The following is a 20,281-nucleotide window of genomic DNA, read 5'->3' as shown; positions in this document are numbered from 1 at the left end:
AAAGGCCCACCGCAATTCGACGCAATCCGACGCAATTGAACCGGGGGAGACACAGATGCAATTGAACGCGCAATTCAGCAGGCTTCTGGCATTCATCGTGCTCGCGGCGGCAACCGCGCTGGGCGGTTGCGGCGGCGACGGCGGCGGCGGCAGCCCCGCCGGCACCGCCGACGCCAGCGGCTCGCCGGCACCCGTCGCCGGCAACCCCGCCAACCCCGCCAACCCGGCCAATCCCCCTTCCACGCCACCGCCCGGCGGCGCCGACGCGCAGGCGCACACCCTGGTGCTCGCCGGCATCGACGGGCTCACCGCGGGCGCGCACGGCAGTACGTGGCGCGCTTATTTCCTCGCCGCCACGCGCGGCGGCCTTGGCGACGGCGGGCCCGGCTACCTGCCGTTCGACGACCCTGCCGCCACCAGGACCGCCGACCTGCGCCACCTCCACATCCATGACCCGATGGGCAGGCTCTCGCTCGACGGGCGCGGCATCGCCACCGACGCGGGCACCGGCACCGCCGCCTTCTCGCTGACCCCGCCCAGCCTGTGGTCGAGCGCGCGGCTGTTCTACCTCCGGCAGCCCGGCGGCGGCGCCATGCAGTGCCGGACCACCAACGCGGGCGACGCCGGGCAGGCCGTGCAGACCGACGCCGCCGCCAACACGCTGGCGTGGATCGACCTGGCCTACCAGCCGGCCGCCGGCGGTGGCGGCGTGGGCGTGGGCTGCAGCCAGATCACCGGCAAGGTGACGGTGTTCGGCGCGCTGTTCTCGCTCGGCAGCCTCGGCATCCAGCTCGGCAACACCGGCCAGCGCGGCCGGCGCCTAGCCGCGGTGGCCGCGCAGGACAGCGACATGCGCCGGCAATGGTTCGCCGCGCTCAAGCCCGCCGCCTACCTGCTCAATGGCGGCCTCAACGACCGCTATTCCCGCACCGCGCAGCAGCACGAGTCCGACCTGCTCGCCGTCATCCAGGACATCGTCGCCGCCAGCCCGGCCACGCGCATCCTGGTGGTGCAGTCCGGCGAGACGCGCGACTGGCAGGTCTCCGCGCTGGCCGCGTTCGCGCCGCGCAAGCAGAGCGTCGCCACGCAGACCGGCGCCGGCTACGTCGACCTGCGCGCGCTGCTCGGCTCGTTCGCGCAGGCCACCGCCAGCGGCTACATGGCGGACGACGAGCATCCCGGCGATGCGGGCAACCGCCTGATCGGCCCCTACCTCGCGGACCAGCTCGGCCTGCGCTCGCTGCTGCCGGATCCCGGGGCCACGGCCTTTCCCCCGCTGCTTTCGCCATGAGCCGCCAGGAGCCCACCGCCGGTGGGCTTCTTGCATAAGGAGTCGCTTCAAGAAGATCCTGGCGTCGTTGCGCGGCACGGCAAGTACCGCTTGTACTGTCCGCGGCCGCGCGCCTGGCCAGGACCGCTTCGCTTCATGTTGAAACGACTTCCAGGAGGCCGCCTGCGCGGCGCGGCCGGCAACCCGCACAGCCCGTACCACGCCATCCGAGGAGACGCATGAAAGATACGACCGTGTTCACGAGCCAGGAACTGGATACCTATTTTTCCTCCTACGTGGGGATGGAAGGCGGCAACCCGGCGGCGGCGGTCTGGTTCTGCGACAGCAGCCCGCAGCGCTGGACCGAGCCGCTGCGCGCGCCGCTGCTGCCGCGCCTGGCGCCGCACGCCTGGGACGCGGCCTTCCGCGCCGAGCACCGCGACAGCATGGCCCGATGGCTGAGCTACCAGCGCATCGCGCGCATCATGGCCGCGGCGCGCGCCGAGGTGCTGGGCCGGCGCCTGAGCGACACCGACTGGAAGCCGTATTTCGAGCAGGAACTGTTCAGCCCCGACGGCGCCGAGTTCAAGCTCAACCTGTTCCCCGTGCCGGACCAGCTCGACGGCGTCGCCCGGTGGTCGACCGTGTTCCGCGGCCAGCCCGCGCTGCTGCCCAAGGAGCGCTACCTCGACCTGTGCCGCTTCGGCGGGCGCTTTCGCTTCCTGGCCCGCATCTGCGCGTGCTGGCAGCCCAAGGTGGTGGTCTGCTTCGGCCAGCGCCACACGCAGGACTTCATCCGCGCGTTCGGGCTCGGCAAGACCGTGGCGGACGAATGGCAGCTGCAGCCGGCCGACCTGGTGATGTCGCTGCGCGTGTTCCGCGGCGACGGCACCACCTGGATCATCTGCCCCGCGCTGGCCGGCGCCAACGGCCTGAACTCGGACGTGCTGCTCAACGCGTTCGGCAAGCTGCTGGCCACCAGCTTCGGCGCCGCCCGCGGCGACGCGCCGGCTGCGCGCGGGACGCGGCGGCAGCCCGCGCCCGAGGATGCCGGCGGCCACTGCTGCACGTAGTTCCCCCGCACGCTCCCCCGACCGATGCCGCCATGCCACCGCCCGGTGGCACGGCGCGGCATGCCGGAAGCAAACCGGTCCGGCAACGGATTGCGCGCGCCGCAATGCCGATCCGGCATCGGCATTGATATCGGCATCGATGCCGATCGCGTATTTTTTCCGATATTTACCGTAAAACAACTTAGTAGCTCGGTGGGGTATTTTTTTTGATTTTCACCTCGCCGCCATCGCGCGCCGCGCATTTCCTTCAGGCGAAGCACACGACCGCCACGGTCTTGAAACACGGCGGCCCTCCCGGCAGGTAGTCCGTCCGGATGACCCTCATCCGCACAATTCCACCCCGGCGCCGGCGCGGGACCATCCGAGTGCCCGGCGCCAACCATCCCCGGCACCGGACCGCCGCCACCGATGGCGGGCCGGCATGCCCGCGGCGCCGCGCCAGGCAACGGCGCCGGCGCGGCCCGCCCCGCGCGGACGCCTCCACCGTGCCAGCCATCCGCGAGCCTAGTGCTTATGGCCTCTGCCGCTGCCCCGCCGCATCGCCAAATACTGCTTCGCGTGTGCCAGCAACGTGACACCCGCCCACGGGCGGCAAGCGATCACGCAGGCACGGCAGGCAAGCAGCAAGCGGCAGGCAACTGCCCGCGGCGCCACGATGCAGGGCGCGCGCGGGCCGCGCCGGCCTTGGATGGGAAACACGGGCGTGGCCGGCACCAGCCGGCGGCGCCTTCGCATCTGGTCGATGCCAGCAGTCATGGTCCGGCAGCGCGGGCGGCACGCCGCGCCGCCGGGCCAGCACCGTCCCCTCGCCTCACCGCAGCGGCGCCGGCAAGCATATGCCGCGCACCGACGGGGACGCTTTTTCTGTAGTCGCAGCGCACTCCGGGGGAAACAACGTGAACTCATCGCAGCACAGCCGCAAGCGCTTGCGAACCACGCTCAGGACGACCGCCGTCCTGCTGGCGCTGTTCGCCCGCGAACAATGCGCAACCGCCGCGGCAAGACAGCCGGCGCCGGCCCAGCCACCCGCGCCCGGCATGGCGCAGCCCGCCGCGCCCGACGGACCCGACCAGCTCAGGCAGCGCCTGTTCGACCTCGCCGAGGGCGGCTCGCCGGCCCTGGCGCTGGAGCAGGCCGCCGCGCGGCCCGACGTGTTCGGCACGCGCGACCTGCTGCTGCTCGAGCACCTGCGCCTGGCCCAGCAACTGCGCTGGGCGCGCCAGCAGGCCAACGCCTCCAACGACCCCGACCGGCTGGACGCGGCCGACCGCGCGCTGGCCGCCGCCGACGCGCTGCTGGCCCGCATCCCCGACGAAGCCGAGTACGACGCGGTGCGCCGCGCCGCGCTGACCGACCGCCTCGTCGCGCTGGCCGTGCGCGGGCGCATGAAGGAGGCCACCGCGCTGTACGCGCAGCTCTCGCAGGCGCCGGCGCCGCTGCCGGCGCCCGCCTACGCCGCCGCCGGCGACGCCTACAGCTACCTCGACCAGCCCGGCCCCGCCGCGCGCGCCTACGAACAGGCGCTGCAAAGCCAGGTCGATCCGCTCAAGGAGACCCCCGAGCCCTACGCGCTGTCGCTGCCGGACGTGGAGGAAAGCCTGTTCTTCGCCTACCTCGACCAGGGCCACTACGAGACCGCGCGCGCGCTGATCGCCACCATGGCGGGCAAGACGCCGCAGCACGACGCGCTCTCCGAAGACGCCGACAAGGTCAACCCCGAGTACGGCCGCGTGCAGAAGCTGCAGGCGCAATACCTGCTCTACACCAACCGCGTCGCCGAAGGCGTGGCGGCGCTGGAGGCATTGCGCAAGGACGCGCCGTTCGACCCCACCCTGCTGAGCGCGCGCGCCGACGGCGCGCTGGTGCTGGAGCGCCCCTACGGCTCGCTGGCGCTCTACGAGCAGGCGCAGGCCGACCACCCCGGCGACGTCGAAAGCCTGGCCGGGCTCGGCAAGAGCGCGCTGCAGATCCATCAGTACGACAAGGCCGGCGCCGTGGCCACGGCGTTCGGCGCCAACTTCCCCGACAACAACGCGGTCAAGAACTTCCAGCGCGAGTACCGCGCCTACGACAGCCCGCAGCTCATCGTCAACGCCGGCGTCGAGCACGGCAACTCGGTGCTCGCCGACACCGCCTGGAGCATCGACACGCAGCTCTACTCGCAGCCGCTGGCGGGCTACTGGCGCGTGTTCGCCCACCAGTTCTCCGGGCGCGCCAGCACCGGCGACGGCCAGAGCGTCAGCCGCGTGCGCAACGGCATCGGCGGCGACTTCCGCCGCGACGGCTGGGAAGCCGCCGCCGAGGTGCACCAGTCCGCCGGCGGCAACGGCCGCACCGGCGGCACCGGCACGGTGGCGTTCCGCCCCAGCGACCACTGGCGCTTCGGCGCGGGCGTGGACTCCGACGACAACACGCTGCCGTGGAAGGCCTACCAGGCCGGCGTCACCGGCCGCAGCGCCACCGCCTCGGCGCGCTACATGCAGGACGACGCGCGCTACCTCAACGTGATGTACGGCGTCGGGCGCTACAGCGACACCAACCTGCACCAGTTATGGGAAGGCACCTGGTACCAGCGGCTGATGAACCAGCCGCGCCACCAGGTCTCGTTCTGGCTCGACGTGGGCACCAGCAGCAACACGCTGGCCGACACCGCGTACTTCAACCCGCGCCGCGACTACACCGCGCAGCTGCGCTCCATGTACCAGTGGACGCCGTGGCGCTACGCCGAGAAATCGTTCAGCCAGCGCGTCTACGCCACCGTCGGCGGCTACCGCCAGAACGACTTCGGCACCAGCATGCTGTGGGAGGCCCGCCTCGAACAGTACTGGCAGCTTGGCCGCAAGGCGTCGCTGGCCTACGGCATCGGCGTGGGCAGCAAGCGCTACGACGGCACGCGCGAGACCACCAAGCTGATCTACCTCAACCTCAACGTTCCGCTATAGGTCATCATGAGCCAATTCAATCGCCGAAAATTCCTTGGCTTCGCCGGCGCGCTGTCGGTGGCCCAGAGTGTCCACGCCCGCTACGGCCTGCCGCTGCTGCCGCCGCCGGACCGCGACGACGGACTGACCTTCCGCGTGCTCGCCTTCCACGACATCCGCGACGACCTGCGCGCCGACGTGGACACCGTGGCCGACACCTGCGCGATCAGCACCGCCACGCTCAACAACATCTTCGCCTGGCTCAAGGGCAACGGCTTCCATCCGGTCAGCGTCGACCAGATCATCGCCTCGCGCCGCGGCGGCGCGCCGCTGCCGCCGCGCGCCGTGCTGCTGACCTTCGACGACGCCTACGAAAGCCAGTACAGCAAGGCCTTCCCGCTGCTGCGGCAGTACGGCTACCCGGCGCTGGTGGCGGTGGTGTCGAGCTGGACCAACGCATCGCCGCAGGGGCCGGTGCGCATCAGCCACAAGTCGCTGATGCCGCGCGGCTATTTCATGAGCTGGAGCAACCTGCGCGAGATGGCGCAGTCCGGGCTGGTGGAGATCGCCTCGCACACGCACGACATGCACTACGGCGCGGTGGCCAACCCGCAGGGCAACGAGCTGCCCGCGGCCAGCACCCATCTCTATCTCGCCGCCCTGCGGCGCTACGAGACCGACGCCGAGTACGAAGACCGCGTGGGCGCCGACCTGCGGCAGAGCGCCGAGCTGATCCGCGCCAACACCGGCGTCGGCCCGCGCTCGATGGTGTGGCCCTACGGCATGTACAACGCGGTGCTGATCGGCGCCTCGCGCAAGCTCGGCATGCACGTGCATTTCACGCTCGACGACGGCCCCAACACGCCCGACGTGCCGCTGAGCAAGATCCGCCGGCTGCTGGTCTCCTACGACTGGGACGCCGGCATCATGCTCGGCCAGTTCCGCCAGCAGTCGGCCTACCGCGGCGACAGCGAGCCGGTCGAGCGCGTGGTCAACGTCGCGCTCGACGACGTGTACGACCCCGACCCCGAGCGCCAGGAGGCGCGCCTGTCGCGGCTGCTCGACCGCATCAAGGACCTGGAGCCGAAGTCGGTCTACCTGCAGGCCTACCACGACCCCGACGGCAGCGGCACGGCGCAGGCGCTCTACTTCCCCAACCGCCACATGCCGGTGCGCGCCGACCTGTTCTCGCGCGCCGCGTGGCAGCTGATCACGCGCGCCGGCGTGCAGGTCTACGCCGCCATGCCGGTGCTCGCCTTCCGGCTGCCGGCCGGCCATCCGGCGGCGTCGCGCCTGGTGCTCTCCACGCCGGGCACGTCGCAGGACGGCAGCGGCCCGCGCCAGCGCACGCGGCTCAGTCCGTTCGACCCGCTCGCGCGGCGCGCGATCCGCGAGATCTACGACGACCTCGCGCGCTACACCAGCTTCAACGGCATCGTGTTCGGCGACGACGCGAGCCTGGGCATGCACGAAGACGCCGGCGAAGCCGCGCTGGCGGCCTATGCGGACTGGGGGCTGCCGCGCGACCTCGCCGCCATCCACGCCGACCCCGAACTGCTGCGGCGCTGGTCGGACGCCCGCCTCGACCACCTCGTCCGCTTCACCGGGCAACTGGCCGACGCCATCAAGGACTACCAGGGCGGCGGCAACGTGCTGACCGTGCGCAGCCTGCCGGCCGACGCCGTGCTGCGCCCCGGCGCGGCGCCGCGCCTGGGCCAGGACCTCGACGCGTTCGCCGCGCACTACGACTTCGTCAACCTGCTGGCCTATCCCGACCCGGGCGGCGGCGCGCCGCCCGCGCCGTGGCTGGACAGCCTGGCCGCCGCCGTGGCGGCGCACCCGGGCGCGCTGGCCAGGACCATCTTCGCGCTGCTCACGCTGGACGCGCGCACGCACGCGCCGGTGCCCAGCACGACGCTGCGCGCGCAGATGGAGCGCCTGCGCGTGGCCGGCGCGAAGCACCTCGGCTACTGCCCGGACCAGTTCATGTCCGGCCAGCCCGACCTCGCCGTGCTGCGCGACGTCATGTCCATGCAGAACCTGGTGCGGCCGCGCGCGGGCATCCGGGCCTAGGCGGCCACCGAACGAAGCTGGGAGATACCATGAAAAACACCGCGAGCCTGATCTCGAACTTCGTCTTCTACTACCCGCTGTTCATGTCGTACCTGTGGATGACCGGCGGCCTGCTGCACTACTTCCTGATCGAGCGGCGCGAGCGCAAGAAGCTGCGCGCCGACGACCCGCCCGAGTTCCCCAAGGTCTCGGTCATCGTGCCCTGCTACAACGAGCAGGACAACGTGCGCGAGGTCATCGCCAACCTGGCGCGGCTGCACTACCCCAACTACAACATCATCGCCGTCAACGACGGCAGCCGCGACGCCACCGGCGCCATCCTCAACGAGTTGACCGAGCAGTACCCGCAGTTGCTGGTGATCCACCAGAACAACAACGAGGGCAAGGCCATCGGCCTGACCACGGCCACCATGCTGACCGATGCCGAGTACCTGCTGTGCATCGACGGCGACTCGCTGCCCGACCCCGACGCGATCGGCTGGATGCTGCGCCACTTCCTCAAGGACCCCGGCGTGGGCGCCGTCACCGGCAACCCGCGCATCCGCAACCGCACCTCGCTGCTGGGGCGCATGCAGGTCGGCGAGTTCTCCTCCATCGTCGGACTGATCAAGCGCACGCAGGAAATGTACGGCCGCCTGCTCACCGTGTCCGGCGTGATCTGCATGTTCCGCAAGAGCGCGCTGCGCAGCGTGGGCTACTGGAGCCCCGACATGCTCACCGAGGACATCGACATCAGCTGGAAGCTGCAGGTCCACGGCTGGCGCCTGCACTTCGAGCCGCGCGCGCTGAGCTGGATCCTGATGCCGGAGACCCTGCGCGGCCTGTTCCGCCAGCGCCTGCGCTGGGCGCGCGGCGGCATCCAGGTGCTGCGCCGCTACGCCGCGCCCATCGTCGCCCGCCGGCGGCCGATGCTGTGGCCGATCTTCCTCGAATACTCGGTCAGCGTGGTGTGGGCCTACTGCATGCTGTTCACGCTGGCCATGACCGCCGCCACCGCGCTGTTCACCCTGCCCGACTCCTGGCGCTTCGCCAGCATGCCGCGCGGCGCGGGGGTGTTCCTGTTCCTGACCTGCTGCCTGCAGATCCTGGTCGGCTGCGCCATCGACCACCGCTACGACACGCGGCTGCTGCGCTATCTGCTGGACACGATCTGGTACCCGGTCGCGTTCTGGACCATCAGCATGGTCGCATCGGTGATCGCCCTGCCCAGCGTGCTGCTGCACCAGCGCCGCACCCGGGCCAGGTGGGTCAGCCCCGACCGGGGCATCCGCGCGGACACGCCGGCATCCGCGCCGCCGCAGCCACCCGTGCCGGCACCGTCGCACGCTGCGCCACTCGAGCAGCACCACTGAGGAGGAAACGATCATGGAAAACCCGATCATCGACGCATCGAACGCCACGCTCGGCCATTACCTGCAGCGCCACGCGCGCAGCGAGGCGCTGCGGCGCTATCTCTGGTACCGCCTGGCGCGGCCGCTGCTGGTGGCCTCGATCTGGGTCATGGCGGCGCTCTACATCGGCTGGTGCGTCACCTCGGCCGGCAGCAACGAATTCACGCTGCGCGGCATCGTGCCGGACGTGCTGGTGGTGCTCGGCATGATCGCCTCGCTCACGCTGTGGACCACGGTGCGCCGCCTCGAGCAGAGCGTCTCCGGCGCGATGCGCCCGGCGCGCGCGGTGCCCGCCACGACGCTGGACCTGGCCCGCGACGTGGTGCTGGCGGTGGGGCCGAGCCGCCGCCTGGTGGCCTACCACGACGACGACGGCCTGATCTCGCGCGTCGCGCCGCTGCAGCAGGAACTCGCCTGAGCCGCGAGGCCCGTCCCGCGCGCGCGGCCGCCGGCCGCGCGCGCCTTCACCGAGCATGAACTCAGCTATCCGGGGGAAATCATCATGTGTGGCATTGTCGGTGCAGTCTCTCAACGCAACGTGACGCCGGTCCTGCTCGAAGGGCTGCGGCGCCTCGAATACCGCGGCTACGATTCGTGCGGCATCGCCGTGCTGCAGGAAGGCGAGCCGCGGCGCGCGCGCAGCGTGTCGCGCGTGACCAACCTGGCGCAGCAGGTGCACCGCAGCCGGCTGGAGGGCACGGTGGGCATCGCCCACACGCGCTGGGCCACGCACGGCGCGCCGCTCACCCACAACGCCCACCCGATATTCTCCAGCGGCGAGATCGCGCTGGTGCACAACGGCATCATCGAGAACCACGAAGCGCTGCGCGAGACCCTGCGCGCGCGCGGCTACGCGTTCGAGTCGCAGACCGACACCGAGGTGATCGCCCACCTGATCCACCACTGCTTCCACCAGCAGGGCGACGGCGACCTGTGCCGCGCCGTGCAGCTCGCGCGCGCGCAGCTGCGCGGCGCCTACGCCATCGCCGTGTTCGCGCGCAGCCAGCCGGAACTGGTGATCGGCACGCGCTGCGGCTCGCCGCTGGTGGTCGGCCTGGGCGAGGACGGCAACTACCTGGCCTCGGACACGCTGGCGCTCACGGGCTACGCCGGGCGCTTCATCTACCTGGAGGAAGGCGACCTGGTCTCGCTGTCGCGCGACGGCATCGCGATCGTCAACCAGAACGGCGAGCCGGCCACGCGCGAGACCCACGAGCTGGCCGCCACCGAGTCCGCCGTCGAGCTCGGGCCCTACCAGCACTACATGCACAAGGAGATCTTCGAGCAGCCGGCCGTGATCGCCGATGCCACCGAGCGCCTCGACGCCTTCGAGCCGGCGCTGTTCGGCGCCGACGCGGCCGACCTGTTCGCGCGCATCGACTCGGTGCTGATCCTGGCCTGCGGCACCAGCTACCACGCCGGGCTGACCGCCCGCTACTGGCTGGAGTCGATGGCGCAGATTCCCACCAGCGTGGAGATCGCCAGCGAATACCGCTATCGCGACAGCGTGCCGAACCCGCGGTGCCTGGTGCTGGCGATCTCGCAGTCCGGCGAGACCGCCGACACCCTGGCCGCGCTGCGGCACGCGCAGCGGCTCGGCCACCGCCACACGCTGGCGATCTGCAACGTGGCCGGCAGCGCCATCACGCGCCAGGCGCGCCTGCGCTTTCTCACGCGCGCCGGCGCGGAGATCGGCGTGGCGTCCACCAAGGCCTTCACCACGCAGCTGGCGGCGCTGTTCGTGCTCACCGCCACGCTGGCCAGGTGCCGCGGCTGGCTCGGCGCGTGGCAGGAAGCGGTCATGCTGCAGCAGCTGCACCACCTGCCCGCGGCGCTCGACGGCGTGCTGGCGCTGGAGCCGCAGATCAAGGCCTGGGCCGCGGTGCTGGCGCGCCACGAGAATGCGCTGTTCCTCGGCCGCGGCATCCACTACCCGATCGCGCTCGAAGGCGCGCTCAAGCTCAAGGAAATCTCGTACATCCACGCCGAGGCCTATCCGGCCGGCGAGCTCAAGCATGGCCCGCTGGCGCTGGTGACGGAGAAGATGCCGGTCATCGCGGTCGCGCCCAACAACGCGCTGCTGGAAAAGCTCAAGTCCAACCTGGAAGAGGTGCGCACGCGCGGCGGCGAGCTCTACGTGTTCGCCGACGCCGGCACCATGATCGAGAGCGCGCCCGGGCTGCACGTCATCCGCATGCCCGAGCACTACGGCCGGCTCTCGCCGCTCCTGCACGTGGTGCCGCTGCAGTTGCTGGCCTATCACACCGCGTGCGCGCGCGGCACCGACGTGGACAAGCCGCGCAACCTGGCCAAGTCGGTCACGGTGGAATGAGCATGCGCCGGCAAGCGATGCGCCGCCCGTCCGGTTTGCTGCCGCTGCTGCCGCTGCTGCCGCTGCTGCTGGCCGGCGCGCTGTGCGCGGGGCCGGCGGCGGCCGGGGCCGAAGTCGATCCCGCAGTCGGCCCCGCAGTCGGCCCCAAGCCCGGCCCCGACCCGCGCGCGTACATGCACGGCATCGGCGCGGTGGCGGGGCCCGCCGGCCTGACCTACGTCTTCTTCAGCAGCTCGGGCCTGCCGCCGCGCGGCCCGGGGCGCGACCGCAACTGGACCCACGACATCTACGTCGCCAGCTGGAAGCCCGGGCAGGCCGCGCTCGGCGAGCCGCGCGTGCTGTACGCGCGCAACGAGGCGCAGGAGCCGGTCTCCGCCGCGCGGACCGCAGACGGCCGCATCATGCTCAGCTTCGAGGACGGCTGGAACACCGCCCGCAACGTCAGCCAGCGCTACCTGGTCTACGGCCCCGGCCTGCGCCCGCGGCAGGCCGGCGCGCGCGACGTGCGCGCCGGCGGCCATTCCGGCCACGTCGCCGCGGTCGGCAACCGCTTCGTGGTGTTCTACTCGGACGACTGGGTCGACGGCGGCGGCGTGGACGATCTCGGCACCGGCAACGGCGTGTACCTCAAGACCTACGACAGCGCCGGCCGGCTGCTGCGCAGCGCCGACGTGGCCAGGAACACGCGGCAGTGGTGGCCGCTGCTGGCCGCCTCGGACAACGAGGCGCTGCTGGTCTGGCAGGAGTTCGTGCCGGGCCGCACCTACGCGCGCCTGCGCACGGCGGTCTACCGGCCGGGCGCGGCCGCGCCCGGCGCGCCGCGAGTGCTCGACGAGCGCCTGGCCTACTACACCTACGGCGTGGCCTACGTGCCGGCGCTCGCGCGCTTCCTCGTGGTCGGCACCGGCACCGGCGGCCGCGGCTTCGCCCATCTGCTGGACACCGCGGGCCGCGTCACCGCCTCGCTGCGCTGCATGCCGGCCAGCGTGCGCGAGGCCGGCATCGCGGTGATCGGCGACAAGGCCTTCACGCCGGCGCAGGACGGCCGCCTGCTCCATCTCCAGTTGTCCGCCGATGCCATCGCGCTGGCCGGCAGCCAGCCCTCGCCGGTGCCGTGGCGCATCCAGGGCAGCCTCGGGCTCGCGCATTCGGCCACCTCGCTGCACTGGGTCTCGCTCACGCCGGAGGGCCTGCGCGAAGCGGATTTCGACCTGCGCGCGGCCACGCCGCCGTCCGCGGCCGACCGCTGCGAATAGCACGAACAGCACCGCCCGGCGCTATTCGCGCGGCCCCCACGACGCCAGGATCTCGCGCGTGTCGATGGCCGCGCGCGCGAGCGCCACCGCTTCCTCGATGGCCTCGTCCTCGTCCAGCGCCAGCCGGTGGTCGAGGCCGTCGCAGACGAACCTGCCGCAGAGCACGGAGTCCAGGTCGATCGCGCCCGGCCCGCTGACCGCGAACGCCTCGTACACGCTGATCCACAAACCCGTGGCGCCGCGCTGCGCGAACGCCCGGACTTCGAAGCCGCGATAGGCAAAGTACCTCGTGCGCATGTCCGTTCCCCGTCCGTTCCCTCGTTCACCGGCGGCCGCGCCGGCGCGGTTCAGCCGTTGACCGCCCGCGACTCGCGCCGGTCGGCCTCCAGCCTGGCCCCGCGCTGGCGCGCGGCGTAGATGGCCTCGGTCTTGTTGCGCACCTGCAGGCGCTGGTAGATCAGCGCCACGTGGCTTTTCACGGTGGCCACCGAGATATTGAGCATGCGGCTGACCGTCTTGATCGGATAACCCTGCGACAGCAGCACCAGCACCTCGTACTGGCGCGGCGTGAGCTGCAGCAGCCGGGCCTCGCCGATCAGGTCGGGGCCGCCGTCCTGCGGGGACAGCGTCGCCAGCGACAGGCGCCGCTGCGGACCGGCCTCGCCGTGGCCGCGCGCCTTGCCGGCCAGCGCCAGCCGGATCACCGCCTCGATCGCGCCGAGCGACGCCGAGCGCGGCAGCCACGTGCAACTGCCGCGCGCCAGCCCCGCCGGCAGGATGCCGGGCTGCATGGAGTCGGCGAACAGCAGCAGGCATTGCGGCGACAGCAGCTCGCAGGCGGTTTCCAGCAGCCACCGCTGGCGCTCCGCCTCGGCCGGCACGCCCAGGATCACCAGCGCGATGTCGCCGACCGGGCCGCGCAGCATCGCCAGCTCGGCCGGCGCCACGCAGATCACCTCGCCCACGCCTTCGATGTTGCCCAGGATGTGGAGCAATCCCAGCCGCAGCAATGCATTGTCTTCGATCAGCAATGCATTCACGGTGCCCTGGCCAATGATTTCGGTTCTCATATGCTCTGCCCCTTATGGCTCGGCTCGACCCGATGCCCTGCGATAATCGGAAAATACAATCGGCATCCGTCATGGAATTCGATTTATCTCCAGGCACGGACATTGCCTGGATTTTTCCGGAGGAAAATAAAGCCGGCGCGCGCCGGCATTGCCGCGTTCGAAAATCGGAAAATCGTGAGGATGACATGCGCGCGCGGCCCCGGCGGCGGCGAAAAGCCCGCCCCGTTGCCGGCATCGGGATTGCGTGAAAAAGCGTGCGCTCGTTTTCCGCACGCCGGCCGGAAGCCGCGCCATGCGCGCCTTCCTGGCGGACCGGATGCCGCCGGCCTGCGAGGCCGGCGGCCGGGGAGGCGGGCCTGCGCCCCGCTCTCCCGTCGTTTCATTTTTGGAACCTGAGCCGTTATCGGTCGGCCCTTCGCTCATCCACCCGCCCGCAATCCGTCATCATCGACCGCAATCAGTAAAGCACCATTCGCCTCCTGTCGCTTCTCATGCCATTTCGTGCCCGTCTTTGCGCGGCACCGGATAATCAATTCAATTAAAGAATTGTTATCTTTACATGCAAAAGAATATGCGGCAGCCAGAGGTTTTTCTCCCCACTAAGGCGGGGTTTCTGGAAGTTTTAAGGATGAGATGGATTTTCGGCGCGAGTTTCGGCAAAAGCGGAACACAAGCGAGGGTATACGCGCTGGCCGCGATTGCGGGCATTTGCCGTTGCGCCATGCGCGCAGGGCGCGCGGGCACCGCGAGGCGCCCGCGCCGCGGCCTCAGTCCAGCACGCGCGCCGGGCTGAACGCGTCGCGCAATTCGCGCTTGAGCACCTTGCCGATGGCGCTGCGCGGCAGCGTGTCCACCAGCTCCAGCGCGGCCAGGCGCTGGGTCTTGCCGACCTGCCCGTTGGCCCACGCCATCAGCGCTTCGGCGGACACGTCCACGCCGTCGCGCAGCACCACGAAGGCCACCGGCGTCTCGCCCCAGCGCGGCGAAGGCACGCCCACCACGGCGCAGTCCGCCACCGCGGGATGCTGCTGCAGGACCGCCTCCAGGTCGCTCGGATAGATGTTGAAGCCGCCGCTGATGATCATGTCCTTCTTGCGGTCCATCAGCGTGAGGAAGCCGTCCTCGTCGAAGCGGCCCACGTCGCCGGTGCGGATGAACAGCTTGCCGCTGGCATCGCGCCAGTGCGCGGCGGCGGTCTTCTCGGGCTGCTTGTGGTAGCCGCTCATGATGGTGCTGGAGCTGCCCACCACTTCGCCGATCTCGCCCACCGGCACTTCCCTGCCCTCGTCGTCGATCAGGCGGATGTCGTGCCCTTCCATCGGCCGGCCCACGGTATGGAGCTTGCCGGGGAACTCATGCGCGGCCAGCACGCAGCTGCCGCCGCCCTCGGTCATGCCGTAGTACTCCACCAGCCCGCCCGGCCAGCGTCTGAGCACGTCGGCCTTGAGCGCGGCGCTCAGCGGCGCGCTGGTGGAGAACTTCATGCGGTAGGAGGACAAGTCGTAGCTGTCGAAATCCGGGCGCGCCAGCAGGCGCTGGTACTGCACCGGCACCAGCATGCCGTGCGTGACGCGGTGCGCCGCGGCCAGCTCCAGGTAGCGCTGCGCGTCGAACTTCGGCATCAGGATCGCGGTGCCGCCCAGCGCCAGCGTGGGCAGGAAGCTCACCAGCGTGGTGTTGGAATACAGCGGCGTGGAGATCAGCGTGATGGCGTCCGGGCCGTAGCCGCTGCTTTCCTGCACGCGGCGGATCTGGTTCCAGCGCAGCGCGTGCGCGTGCACGATGCCCTTGGGCGTGCCCGTGGTGCCCGACGAGTAGATGATGTTGAAGACCTGCTCCGGCTCGACCGGGCGCTCTTGCGGGCGGCTGCCCGCGGGCGCAAGCCACGCCTCGAACGACTGCCCGGCGGGCGCGCCCGCCAGCCCGACCAGCGGCACCGCGATGCGGTCGCGCACCGGCGCCAGCTCGCGCAGCACGTCCGCGTCCACGAACAGCAGCCGGGCATCGGAATCGGCCACCATGCCGGCCAGGCTGGCCGGCGTCGAGGACGGCGCCAGCGGCACCAGCGCCACGCCCGCGCGCAGGCCGCCGACCAGCAGCGCCGCGTACTCGATCGAAGCCGCCGCGCAGATCGCCAGCGCCGCGCCAGGCCGCAGGCCGTCGCGCTGCAAGGCGCTGGCCACCTGGTCGGCCAGCGCGTCGAATCCGGCGTAGGTCAGCGTGCGGTGGCTGTCGATCACCGCCACGTGCGCGGGCCGCTCGGCGGCGTGCAGCCGCACGCAGTCGGCCAGATTGCCGACCGGCTGCGCGAGAAGTTCTGTGATGCCCATGAGAAGTCCTGTCTCCATTGGATGCCGCGATCGGCCGCGGCGGCACGGGGCCGCGGCGGCTTTCGCGAACGGATTCATGTCGTCGAACGGGCAAGGGGCCGCGCCGTTCGTCCGTGCGTCCGCCCGGCTGCGGCGGACCCGCGGGATTCTCGCATGGGCGCGGCGTTATATTTTTGGGGCTGCGGAGACGGCAAGGCCCCGGGGCAAACCCGGGGCCTTCTCGCGGGAACGCTCAGGCCGGCGGAAAACCCGCCTTCTGCGGCCACAGGTTGGCGAAGGCGTGGATGGTGGACTGCCCGTACACGCCGGCCTGCGTGAACGGCTCGGCCGCCAGCCACGCGCGCGCCTCCGCCTGCGAGGGAAAGTCGATCACCAGCAGGCTGCCGACCATCGTCTGGCCGTCGTCGCCGAGCAGCGGGCCGGCGAAGGCGATGCTGTCCGCCTTGGCGCCCAGATAGGCCTTGTGCTCGGGACGCACCCTGGCGCGCAGCTCGCCGGTGCCGGGCTTGTCGAGCAGATGAAATACGAACAGCATGGGATGACCTCCGCCTGGATGGGTTGGATAAGGTTGCGGCCGGCGCCGGGTCGAGGATGAAATCGATCTCGAGGCTGGCGGAAGCAGCGGCGGGCGCTACGCCGCCAGCCACCCGTCCAGCAGCGCGTTAACCTCCGCGGGCGCCTCGTACTGGACCCAGTGCCCGGCCCCGGGCACGATGCGCACCTGCCGCCGCGCGCTGCCCTGCGTCATGGCCTGGCCCGCCGGCACCGGGTCGGCCGTCACGTCATGCTCGCCCCAGGCCAGCAGCACGTCGCCGCCGAAGGTGTCGAGCGCCTCGCGCAGGCCGCCCGCGCGCGAGATCGGCTTGCTGCGAAAGCGCGTGTGGCGGCAGGACACGGTATGCGCGTGCAAGGCCACGGCGTCGATCTTGTCCGGGTCGGCGATCATGAACGCGGCGAGGTTGTGGCGCATGGCCTGCGCCAGCGCGGTGTCGTCCGGCGCGCGGCGCCAGTCCACCAGCGCCTGCTGCTGGCGGCGCGCGCCGCCGTGCCCGCCCGGGCCGAGCAGCGCCAGCCGGTTCACGCCGACGCGCGCGGCGGCCACGTGCGCCGCCACCAGCCCGCCGAACGAGAAGCCGGCGAGGTCGAAGCCGTCCGCGCAGCCCGGCAACTGGCCGGCCGCCGCGGCCAGCGCGCCAACGATCGCCGGCAGCTCGCTGGGCACGTCGCCGGATTCGCCGAAGCCCGGCATGTCCGGCGCCCAGACGGTGCGCCGCGCGGCCAGCGCCTCGATATTGCGCAGCCAGTGCAGCCAACTGCCGTGCCCGCCGTGCAGCAGCACCAGCGGGCGGCCCTGGCCGAAGCCGCGCCACGCCACGCGGCAGCCGCCGGCCTCGGTGACGACGCGCCGGGCCTGGCGCTCGAGCGCCGCGATGGCAAGCGAGGCGGCCGCGGCGGCCTCGGCGGATGGAAGGGAAAGATCGGGAACCGTGCCTTGCATGGCGAGCCTGCGGAAAAAAGCGCTGAACGAGCGACGAACGAACCAGGAATATCCGCCGGCACGGGCGGCCGGCGAGCCAGGCGGCAGTGTAGCGCCATGTGCCGCCAGGCCGCGCGGTTGCGTCGAAGATGCCCGGACTTGCGCCAATGGCGCCGGACCAACACCCAACCGAAGAGGGGATTGGATTCTCGCGAGCGGGCAGGCGCAACGGTTCGCGGGCCGCGCGGTCGATGCCGGCGCGGCCATGTGGCGCAATTTCATCATGGCGCCCGGCGGCGCCGATAGAATACCGCCCCGGAACGCCGCCTGCCCACCGCTTCGCCTGCCGGGCCGGATGGCTTCCGGGCCGAAGCCCCGTCCGGGACTGCCGGCCCAGCAGGGTCACTGCGCCACCCGGCGCGCCAAACACCAACACGGCAAGAACACAGACGTCCGGCCCTCGATCGCCGGGCGCGCAGCCAATCGGGAAACCAGGGGAATATCATGAAGCAAGCCAGGACACGTTCGATCTATCTGTCGGTCATCGCAGCCGCGGTGCTGAGCGCCTGCGGCGGCGGCGACGACGGCGCCCAGTCCGCGGGCGCCTCCGCCGGCACCGCGCCACCGCCGGCCACCATCTCGGGCGTGGCCGCCACCGGCGCGCCCATCGCCAATGCCGTGGTCGACATCCGGTGCGCGGCCGGCACCGCCACCGCCACCACCTCCGCCACCGGCGCATGGGGCGTCTCGGCAGCCGGCCTGGCCGTGCCCTGCGCGGCGCGCGTGACCGGCCCGAGCGGCGTGCTGCACACGCTCATCACCGGACCCGGCACCACCAACATCACGCCCATCACCGAACTGGTGGTGGCGAGCGCCGCCCAGAACCCGGACACCGAAGCCTTCTTCAACACCTTCTCCACGACCTCGGGCAACGCCGCCATCAACCGCCTGCCGACCGCGCTGACGCTGACCAGGCAGCGGCTGGCCAACCTCGGCGTCTCGGTGGACACGCTCAACCTGATGAACCAGGCGTTCCAGCCCCAGGCCGGCGACGCCTACGACGACAAGCTCGAAGCGCTGATCGTGCGCCTGAAGGCCACCAACGCCACGCTGACCACGGTCGCGCAGGACCTCGCGCGCGGCGACGTGGGCGCGCCGGGCGCGCAAGGCGCGACCGGGGCCACCGGCGCGGCGGGCGCCACGGGCGCCGACGGCGCGCCCGGTGTTCCGGGCGCCACCGGCGCGACCGGCCCGCAAGGCAGCACGGGGCCGGTCGGGGCGACGGGGGCGGTCGGCGCGACCGGCAGCACGGGCGTCACCGGACCGACCGGCGCCACAGGCGCAACGGGTGCCACCGGCGCGACCGGCACCACCGGCGCGACGGGCGTCACCGGCCCCCAGGGCTCTCCCGGCACGCAGGGCGCCACGGGGGCGACCGGCGCCCAGGGTAGTACGGGGGCGACCGGCGTGACCGGCGTGACCGGCGCCACGGGGGCCACCGGTCCTACGGGGGCGGCCGGCGCAACTGGCGCCACCGGCGCGACCGGCGCCACGGGCAGCGTGCCTGGCCTGGGCACGCCAAGTCATGCCGCCGACGGCAATGGCAGCGGCGTGTGCACGATCGGTACCGTCTGGCTGACAGCAGCCACGGTGGGAGAAGGCATGGCCGCGGATGGCCGGCTGCTGCCGATCAACGCGTATACGGCGCTGTTCAGCTTGCTGGGCACCAACTTCGGCGGCGACGGCGTCACCAATTTTGCATTGCCGAACCTGTCGTCCGTCACGCCGAACGGGCTGACCTACATGATCTGCGTCGACGGCGTCTTCCCCTCGCGCGTCAACTAGCCGGCGCAACGGGCGGATGGCCATGCCAGGATCATCCGCCCGCGCCGGCTGCCGCCGGCCGCCTCACGGACTCAGCAGCTTCCCCGTGCGGAACGCCCGCGCGCCGGACACACGGCCGATCTGGTCGCCCGGCTTCACGTAGCGCACCTCCCGTCCCATGTAGAACACGCCGTCGGCATGGCTGACGGTGGTGGCGCGCGTGCCTTCGACCGGATCGACGATGTCGAACAGCGGCTGCCCGGCCGTCACCCGCTCGCCCACCTGCGCGCGATACACCAGCAGGCCCGCCGCGCCCGCCACCAGCTGTTCGCTGCCGGCCAGCGGCGTGGCGGGCTGCGGCAGCGGGGGCAGCGGCGGCGCCTCGCCGGCGATGGCGCCGATGTGGGTCAGGTAGTCGAGCAGCGCCTGGGTGTCCTGCTGCGCGAGCGCGTCGGTCACGTCGCGCTGGCCGCGGTGCTCCACCGTCACGGCGATGCTGCCGTGCGGGATCGGGAAGCGCGCGCCGAACTCCTGCTGCAGCTGCCACCACGTATAGCTGTGCGCCTCGTCGAACGAGTGCGCGCCGGAGTCGAGCGCCAGCAGGCTGGCGGTGGCGCCGAGATAGCGCGCCAGCGGCTCCACCTCGGGCCAGATCGCGTCGCCGGTGTACACGTGCATGGCCGCCTCGCGCGAGCAGTGCAGGTCGAGCACCACCTCGGCGTCGTGCGCCAGCAGCATCAGCGCCTGCTGCAGCGACTGGAAGGCGTTCACCGGCGGCTGCGCCAGCAGCGCCTCGCGCCAGGCCGCGCGGATGACGCGCAGGTTGTGCGCGCCATCCTGCGTGAGCTTGTCCTCGACCGCCGCCGCGACCGGCTTGAACAGCATCGGGAAACCGCGGTTGAAATTGTTGCCGCTCGACAATTCGAAGCGGCCGATGAAGCCGCCCAGCACCGCCTGGCCCAGGCCGATCGGGTTGGCGGCGCTGACCAGCACCACCTGCGCGCGCAGGCGGCCCTGCGCTTCGAGCTCCCGCAGGCGCGCCTTGAGCGTGACGGCCACCAGCATGGCGGGAATCTCGTCGGCATGCAGGCCGGCCTGCACGTAGATCTTGCGCGCGGCGCCGGCGTCGCCGAAATGGTGGCTGGCGAGTTGCAGGGCAAGGCCCGGCGCCGGGGCAATCAGGGGATGGATCTGGCTTTGCATATGGGGTCGCTCGGTTGGCGCTTGATTGATGTGCGCGGTTGATGTTCGGTCCGTGGCTTGC

General features: G+C 71.5%; 17 protein-coding genes. 11 read left to right on the top strand and 6 right to left on the bottom strand.

The annotated features are described in order from the left end of the window. Positions 1-55: 55 nt before the first annotated feature. From KF708C_RS26495 to KF708C_RS26460, 9 genes are all read left to right on the top strand, one after another. On the top strand, positions 56-1,291 hold the full coding sequence (locus tag KF708C_RS26495; protein WP_156173961.1) for an SGNH/GDSL hydrolase family protein: 1,236 nt from the start codon (positions 56-58) through the stop codon (positions 1,289-1,291). Between the two features lie 218 nt (positions 1,292-1,509). Further along, positions 1,510-2,343, top strand: a complete 834-nt coding sequence (locus KF708C_RS26490) for a hypothetical protein (RefSeq protein WP_059414008.1) — start codon at positions 1,510-1,512, stop codon at positions 2,341-2,343. A 60-nt stretch (positions 2,344-2,403) separates the two neighbouring features. Next, complete coding sequence (locus KF708C_RS35980) at positions 2,404-2,553, top strand: hypothetical protein (RefSeq protein WP_156173960.1); 150 nt, start codon at positions 2,404-2,406, stop codon at positions 2,551-2,553. Positions 2,554-3,239: 686 nt separating this feature from the next. Then, positions 3,240-5,285, top strand: a complete 2,046-nt coding sequence (gene pgaA, locus KF708C_RS26485) for a poly-beta-1,6 N-acetyl-D-glucosamine export porin PgaA (RefSeq protein WP_231586590.1) — start codon at positions 3,240-3,242, stop codon at positions 5,283-5,285. Positions 5,286-5,291: 6 nt separating this feature from the next. Beyond that, entirely contained in the window at positions 5,292-7,337 is a 2,046-nt protein-coding gene (pgaB, locus tag KF708C_RS26480; protein WP_059414006.1) for a poly-beta-1,6-N-acetyl-D-glucosamine N-deacetylase PgaB, read from the top strand. A gap of 29 nt (positions 7,338-7,366) precedes the next feature. Then, a complete protein-coding gene (pgaC, locus tag KF708C_RS26475; RefSeq protein ID WP_059414004.1) occupies positions 7,367-8,689 on the top strand; it encodes a poly-beta-1,6-N-acetyl-D-glucosamine synthase in 1,323 nt (440 codons plus the stop codon). Between the two features lie 13 nt (positions 8,690-8,702). Further along, on the top strand, positions 8,703-9,146 hold the full coding sequence (locus tag KF708C_RS26470; RefSeq protein ID WP_020201502.1) for a hypothetical protein: 444 nt from the start codon (positions 8,703-8,705) through the stop codon (positions 9,144-9,146). An 84-nt stretch (positions 9,147-9,230) separates the two neighbouring features. Then, on the top strand, positions 9,231-11,060 hold the full coding sequence (glmS, locus tag KF708C_RS26465) for a glutamine--fructose-6-phosphate transaminase (isomerizing) (RefSeq protein ID WP_059414002.1): 1,830 nt from the start codon (positions 9,231-9,233) through the stop codon (positions 11,058-11,060). A 2-nt stretch (positions 11,061-11,062) separates the two neighbouring features. Beyond that, complete coding sequence (locus KF708C_RS26460) at positions 11,063-12,316, top strand: hypothetical protein (protein ID WP_231586589.1); 1,254 nt, start codon at positions 11,063-11,065, stop codon at positions 12,314-12,316. Positions 12,317-12,337: 21 nt separating this feature from the next. On the opposite strand, the gene KF708C_RS26455 is transcribed toward KF708C_RS26460, so the two are convergent. After that, complete coding sequence (locus KF708C_RS26455) at positions 12,338-12,613, bottom strand: hypothetical protein (protein WP_059414000.1); 276 nt, start codon at positions 12,611-12,613, stop codon at positions 12,338-12,340. Positions 12,614-12,663: 50 nt separating this feature from the next. Further along, positions 12,664-13,386 (bottom strand): helix-turn-helix transcriptional regulator, encoded by a 723-nt coding sequence (locus KF708C_RS26450; protein WP_020201506.1) that lies wholly within the window; start codon positions 13,384-13,386, stop codon positions 12,664-12,666. Positions 13,387-13,457: 71 nt separating this feature from the next. On the opposite strand from KF708C_RS26450, the gene KF708C_RS35975 reads away from it, so the two are divergent. Beyond that, entirely contained in the window at positions 13,458-13,634 is a 177-nt protein-coding gene (locus KF708C_RS35975) for a hypothetical protein (RefSeq protein ID WP_155887968.1), read from the top strand. Between the two features lie 519 nt (positions 13,635-14,153). On the opposite strand, the gene KF708C_RS26445 is transcribed toward KF708C_RS35975, so the two are convergent. The 3 genes from KF708C_RS26445 to KF708C_RS26435 form a co-directional block, all read right to left on the bottom strand. Further along, complete coding sequence (locus KF708C_RS26445; protein WP_059413998.1) at positions 14,154-15,716, bottom strand: class I adenylate-forming enzyme family protein; 1,563 nt, start codon at positions 15,714-15,716, stop codon at positions 14,154-14,156. Between the two features lie 232 nt (positions 15,717-15,948). Continuing rightward, the gene (locus KF708C_RS26440) at positions 15,949-16,251 is read right to left on the bottom strand and encodes a YciI family protein (RefSeq protein ID WP_059413996.1); all 303 of its coding nucleotides are present in this window, start codon (positions 16,249-16,251) and stop codon (positions 15,949-15,951) included. A gap of 96 nt (positions 16,252-16,347) precedes the next feature. Further along, positions 16,348-17,214, bottom strand: a complete 867-nt coding sequence (locus KF708C_RS26435; protein WP_082079928.1) for an alpha/beta fold hydrolase — start codon at positions 17,212-17,214, stop codon at positions 16,348-16,350. Positions 17,215-17,697: 483 nt separating this feature from the next. Between KF708C_RS26435 and KF708C_RS36945 the strand changes: the two genes are divergently transcribed. Beyond that, on the top strand, positions 17,698-19,038 hold the full coding sequence (locus tag KF708C_RS36945; RefSeq protein WP_059413994.1) for a tail fiber protein: 1,341 nt from the start codon (positions 17,698-17,700) through the stop codon (positions 19,036-19,038). A 63-nt stretch (positions 19,039-19,101) separates the two neighbouring features. On the opposite strand, the gene KF708C_RS26425 is transcribed toward KF708C_RS36945, so the two are convergent. After that, positions 19,102-20,220: a succinylglutamate desuccinylase/aspartoacylase family protein gene (locus KF708C_RS26425; RefSeq protein ID WP_059413992.1), complete on the bottom strand. Its 1,119-nt coding sequence runs from the start codon at positions 20,218-20,220 to the stop codon at positions 19,102-19,104. Positions 20,221-20,281 lie beyond the last annotated feature (61 nt).

Origin of the sequence: Cupriavidus basilensis (assembly GCF_000876015.1) — a bacterium.
GTDB lineage: Bacteria > Pseudomonadota > Gammaproteobacteria > Burkholderiales > Burkholderiaceae > Cupriavidus > Cupriavidus basilensis_B.
Note: the sequence above shows the minus strand (reverse complement) of the source record. Positions and strands in the feature narration are given on the sequence as shown.

Excerpts from the sequence above, each read along its gene's own strand:
- KF708C_RS26455 (WP_059414000.1), bottom strand. The coding sequence starts at position 12,613 with ATGCGCACGAGGTACTTTGCCTATCGCGGCTTCGAAGTCCGGGCGTTC.
- pgaB (WP_059414006.1), top strand. The coding sequence starts at position 5,292 with ATGAGCCAATTCAATCGCCGAAAATTCCTTGGCTTCGCCGGCGCGCTG.
- glmS (WP_059414002.1), top strand. The coding sequence starts at position 9,231 with ATGTGTGGCATTGTCGGTGCAGTCTCTCAACGCAACGTGACGCCGGTC.
- KF708C_RS26445 (WP_059413998.1), bottom strand. The coding sequence starts at position 15,716 with ATGGGCATCACAGAACTTCTCGCGCAGCCGGTCGGCAATCTGGCCGAC.
- KF708C_RS26460 (WP_231586589.1), top strand. The coding sequence starts at position 11,063 with ATGCGCCGGCAAGCGATGCGCCGCCCGTCCGGTTTGCTGCCGCTGCTG.
- KF708C_RS36945 (WP_059413994.1), top strand. The coding sequence starts at position 17,698 with ATGAAGCAAGCCAGGACACGTTCGATCTATCTGTCGGTCATCGCAGCC.
- KF708C_RS35975 (WP_155887968.1), top strand. The coding sequence starts at position 13,458 with ATGGAATTCGATTTATCTCCAGGCACGGACATTGCCTGGATTTTTCCG.
- KF708C_RS26425 (WP_059413992.1), bottom strand. The coding sequence starts at position 20,220 with ATGCAAAGCCAGATCCATCCCCTGATTGCCCCGGCGCCGGGCCTTGCC.
- pgaC (WP_059414004.1), top strand. The coding sequence starts at position 7,367 with ATGAAAAACACCGCGAGCCTGATCTCGAACTTCGTCTTCTACTACCCG.
- KF708C_RS26470 (WP_020201502.1), top strand. The coding sequence starts at position 8,703 with ATGGAAAACCCGATCATCGACGCATCGAACGCCACGCTCGGCCATTAC.
- KF708C_RS26435 (WP_082079928.1), bottom strand. The coding sequence starts at position 17,214 with ATGCAAGGCACGGTTCCCGATCTTTCCCTTCCATCCGCCGAGGCCGCC.
- KF708C_RS26440 (WP_059413996.1), bottom strand. The coding sequence starts at position 16,251 with ATGCTGTTCGTATTTCATCTGCTCGACAAGCCCGGCACCGGCGAGCTG.
- KF708C_RS26450 (WP_020201506.1), bottom strand. The coding sequence starts at position 13,386 with ATGAGAACCGAAATCATTGGCCAGGGCACCGTGAATGCATTGCTGATC.
- KF708C_RS35980 (WP_156173960.1), top strand. The coding sequence starts at position 2,404 with ATGCCGGAAGCAAACCGGTCCGGCAACGGATTGCGCGCGCCGCAATGC.
- KF708C_RS26495 (WP_156173961.1), top strand. The coding sequence starts at position 56 with ATGCAATTGAACGCGCAATTCAGCAGGCTTCTGGCATTCATCGTGCTC.
- KF708C_RS26490 (WP_059414008.1), top strand. The coding sequence starts at position 1,510 with ATGAAAGATACGACCGTGTTCACGAGCCAGGAACTGGATACCTATTTT.